Origin of the sequence: Corynebacterium sp. (assembly GCF_030535495.1) — a bacterium.
Lineage (GTDB): Bacteria > Actinomycetota > Actinomycetes > Mycobacteriales > Mycobacteriaceae > Corynebacterium.
Genome location: NZ_JAUNRW010000153.1, coordinates 1 through 3,801 on the forward strand (window position 1 = coordinate 1; position 3,801 = coordinate 3,801).

Genomic DNA, 3,801 nt, shown 5'->3' on the forward strand with positions numbered 1-3,801 from the left:
CGGATGTTCGAGTCCGGTAAGGGGATCTGGCTGTTTCAGCGCTGGCTGGAGCTGACACCCTAGCCCCGCAGTCCGCGCCCCATGCGCTGGAGCATGTCCAGCACCCAATCCCGGTCGTGACCGTCGCGGGTGATCATCTCGGCGCCGCGGTGGACGGCGGCGTCGATAAGCGGAACGGCGTCGGCGGGCAGGTCGGAGATGGCGGCGCGCAAAGCGGCGGCCATCGCATCGTGCGTCTCCACGACACGTTCGTCGGTGAAGGCCTCCGGGTGCTGCTGGGCGGCGGCCATGAGCGGACCGTGGGTGCCGTCGACGAAGAAGTCGAGGGTGTGCTCGAGGTAGGTGTCGATGCGCCCGGTCGGGTCATCACCGGCCGCCTCGATGGCGGCGGAGACTCGCGCGGTCCAGGCGGGGATGGTCTCCAGCAGCAGCTGAATGACCAGGTCGACGCGGGAGGAGGCGTAGGCGTAGACACTGGAGCGGGCCAGCCCCACTTCGGCGGCGACCTCCCCGAGTGAGGGGACCTGGCCGCCGGAGGCTTCGATGAGGCGGCCGGCGGCGTCGAGCACCGCCCGGTGCTGGGCGGCGCGGTGCTCCTCGACGGTGTCCCGGGTGATCTTCGGCATGCCCTTCAGCCTAGGCCCGCCGTCATCGGTCGTCGAAATCGCTCAGTGGGCCCCGGACCACCGCCACACGGGCGGCGTTAAGTACGGCGAGCACATCGATGACCTCCTGCGCGATGGCACCCATGAGGGGAGTGAGCAGTCCGAACACCGCGAGGATCATGCCGATGATGCTCAGGCTCATGCCTCCGATGACCGACTGCAGGGCGATCCTTCGCATGCGCGCCCCGATGTGGAGGAGATCGTCGAGACGCTCCAGGGAGGAGTCGAGGATGACGGCGTCGGCCGCCGCGGAGGTGACGTCCGAGTTCGCACCCATGGCCACCCCGACGGTCGCGACGGCCATCGCCGGGGCATCGTTGATGCCGTCGCCGAGGAACATCGTGGGCCCCCGCCGGTTGTGCTTTTCGACGATCGCGAGCTTGCCCTCCGGGCTCACCCCGGCGTGGACCTCGTCGATGCCGACCTGCTCCGCCAGGTAGCGGACCTCGGATTCGCGGTCACCGGAGATGATCATGAGGTGGTCCACGTCGTGGTGCTGCGGCAGGTGCGCGATGAACTCGCCAGCGGAGCCGCGGGGTTCATCGCGCAGGCGGATGAGCGCGGCGTAGGCGCCATCGATCAGCACGATGGACTCCATGCCGGAGCTGGTCACCGGGATGAGGTCGCGGCTGGCGGGATCGATCTGGTGGGCGGTGCGTCGGTTGGTGATACGGATGTCCCGCCCCCCGACCCGGCCGGTCAGGCCCTGACCGGGCCGCTCGGAGACCTCGGTGACGTCGGGAAGCTCCAGTCGACGTTTCTTCGCTCCCGCCCGGATCGCCTCGGCGAGCGGGTGCCGGGAGTAGCGCTCGACGGAGGCGGCGAGCGCCAGGACCTCGTCGGCGTCGACACCCGGGGCGGTGTCGATCTCGGTGATGACGGGACGCCCGTACGTCAACGTTCCGGTCTTGTCGAACATCACGGTCTTGACCTGGGAGGCGTTTTCCAGCATGCCCGGGTTTTTCACGATGATGCCGCGGCGGGCGGCCAGGGAGATCGCGCCGATGATGGCCACCGGCACGCCGATGAGCAGCGGGCACGGCGTGGCCACGACCACCACGGCCAGAAAGCGCACGGGATCTCCCGACACCGCCCACCCCACCGCCCCCAGCGTGAGCGCGATGACCGTGTACCAGGCGCCCAGGCGGTCGGCGAGACGGCGCATCGCGGGCCGGTTGTCCTCGGCCTCGCGCAGCACACCGACGATCTGGGCGTAGCGCGAATCCTCCGCCGGGCGGGTGGCCACGATGGTCAACGGATGGTCACCGTTGACCGCGCCCGACATGACCTGCGAGCCCTTCGACTTGCTCACCACATAGGGCTCACCCGTGAGGTAGGACTCGTCCATGGCGCCGTGCCCGTCCACCACCTCACCGTCGACGGGACAGAGCTCGTGCGGGAGCACTGCGATGAGGTCCCCGACCGCGATGTCGGCGACGGGGACCTCGTCGGTGCCGTCGATAAGGTCTGTCGCCCGCAGCCGGTGCGCGGTGGTCGGGGCGCGGCGCGCGAGGGCATCGAGCGTGCCCGAGGCGCGCGCCGAGGCCGCTTCCTCCAGTGCCTCACCACCGGAGAGCATGAGCACGATGATCGCCGCGACCAGCCACTCCCCGAGCAGCACGGCCGTGATGATGGACACCGCCGCCAGGGTGTCGGCACCACCGCGGGTCGCGATCGCCGATCTGAGCACCTCCCACATGAGTGGCAGCCCGCCGAGGACCACGATCGCCACCAACGGCCAGTCGCGGGCCCACCCCTCCAGCCCGAGGGCCAACCACAAGAAGAGGTGGACGATGATGGCGGCGACGGTGGCCAGGGTGATGACACCGTCCCGGGAGCGGAGAAACAGCGCCCAGGGCCGGGGTGTGGCGGATGATGCTCCTGCGGTGGACATGACTCCAGTATGGCGGCATTTTTGTGCCCTGACCAGCAAGTACAGCCTAGCCTGAATAGTGCGTTTCTGTGTCCACCATCACAAAGGTTCACTTTTGGTTAGCGTAGGAGGCATGGACGGACGCACCGTGATCTACCAGATCTATCCCAAGTCGTTCCAGGACTCGACCGGCGACGGCATCGGCGACATCCGCGGCATCATCAACCGCATCCCCTACCTCGCCGAACTGGGTCCCGACATGATCTGGTTCAGCCCCTTCTTCGTGTCCCCGCAACGGGACAACGGCTACGACGTCGCCGACTACCGCGCCATCGACCCGGCGATGGGGACCATGGCCGATGTCGAGGAGATGATCGCCGAGCTCGCCGCGCACGACATCGGCGTGATGTTCGACATGGTCTTCAACCACACCTCCACCGAACACGAGTGGTTCCAGAAGGCGTTGGCCGGTGACCCCACCTACCGCGACTACTACATCATCCGCCCCTCGGCCCCCGACGGCGGACCGCCCACCAACTGGGAGTCCAAGTTCGGCGGCAGCGCCTGGGCCCCGTTCGGCGACACGGATGAGTGGTACCTCCATCTCTTCGACATCACCCAGGCCGACCTCAACTGGCGTAATCCGGCGGTGCGGCGGGAGATGGCCGACATCGTCAATTTCTGGCTGGACAAGGGCGTGCGCGGTTTCCGCTTCGACGTCATCAACCTCATCGGCAAGAAGGAGGAGCTGCTCAGCTCCGCCGAGGGTGTCGATCCCCGCGTCATGTACACCGACGGCGAGGACGTCCACCCCTACCTGCAGGAACTCCGCCGCGAGTCCTTCGGCCGGGTACCGGGCACCGTGACCGTCGGCGAGATGTCCTCGACGAGCATCGAACGCTGTGTCGCCTACTCCAACCCCGCCAACGGGGAACTGGACATGGTCTTCAACTTCCACCACCTCAAGGTCGACTACCCTGCCGCCGGTGAGAAGTGGGCGCTCAAGCCCTACGACTCCGCCGATCTCAAGCGCGTGCTCAACGACTGGGCCGAGGGTATGCAGGAGGGCGGGGGCTGGAACGCCCTGTTCCTCAACAACCACGACCAGCCCCGCGCGGTCGGGCGCTTCGGCGATGCCGGTGCCCTGCGCGCCCAGGCCGCCACCATGCTGGCCACCCTCACCCACGCCCAGCGCGGCACCCCCTTCATCTACCAGGGCGAGGAGATCGGCATGACCGATCCCGAGTACACCTCCATCGACGA

3 protein-coding genes are annotated in these 3,801 nt (G+C 68.0%); 1 reads left to right on the forward strand and 2 read right to left on the reverse strand.

From position 1 onward, the window contains the following. Nucleotides 1–59 precede the first annotated feature (59 nt). Both Q4F73_RS11900 and Q4F73_RS11905 read right to left on the reverse strand, forming a co-directional pair. Nucleotides 60–626: a TetR/AcrR family transcriptional regulator gene (locus Q4F73_RS11900; protein WP_303359556.1), complete on the reverse strand. Its 567-nt coding sequence runs from the start codon at nucleotides 624–626 to the stop codon at nucleotides 60–62. A gap of 22 nt (nucleotides 627–648) precedes the next feature. Then, nucleotides 649–2,559 carry a heavy metal translocating P-type ATPase gene (locus tag Q4F73_RS11905; protein WP_303359557.1) on the reverse strand — a complete coding sequence of 637 codons (1,911 nt, stop codon included), beginning with the start codon at nucleotides 2,557–2,559 and terminating at the stop codon, nucleotides 649–651. Nucleotides 2,560–2,671: 112 nt separating this feature from the next. Between Q4F73_RS11905 and Q4F73_RS11910 the strand changes: the two genes are divergently transcribed. After that, nucleotides 2,672–3,801: alpha-amylase family glycosyl hydrolase (locus Q4F73_RS11910; RefSeq protein WP_303359558.1), on the forward strand; the 1,130-nt coding region annotated here is incomplete at its 3' end.

Bases quoted from the DNA above. Each gene is read 5' to 3' on its own strand.
- Q4F73_RS11900 (WP_303359556.1), bottom strand. From the start codon at position 626: ATGCCGAAGATCACCCGGGACACCGTCGAGGAGCACCGCGCCGCCCAG.
- Q4F73_RS11905 (WP_303359557.1), bottom strand. From the start codon at position 2,559: ATGTCCACCGCAGGAGCATCATCCGCCACACCCCGGCCCTGGGCGCTG.